This window comes from Bradyrhizobium sp. Kon10, from assembly GCF_055807395.1.
The window spans coordinates 1-241 of record NZ_JBVVOZ010000362.1 but is presented as its reverse complement, the minus strand read 5'-3'; the positions used below and the strand labels follow the sequence as shown (position 1 = coordinate 241).

The window sequence follows — 241 nt, the reverse complement described above, 5'->3', positions numbered from 1 at the left end:
AGAAGACCTGGCTCGAGGATCATTTCCAGGAGCAGGTGTTTCCGGTGCTCACACCGCTTTCGATCGACCCGGCGCATCCGTTCCCATTCATTCCCAATCTCGGCTTCTCGATGGCCCTGCAACTGCGCCATCGCAGGAATGGCGAAGAGATGAGCGCCCTGTTGCGTCTGCCGGTGGCGCTGAAGCGGTTCATCCGCTTGCCTGACCGCAAGCGTCATTTCCGCTTCATTCCGCTGGAAGA

At 59.3% G+C, this 241-nt stretch carries 1 pseudogene; it reads left to right on the top strand.

The features are described from left to right. Positions 1-241, top strand: a pseudogene (locus AC0L2O_RS37390) (RNA degradosome polyphosphate kinase); the annotation flags it as partial.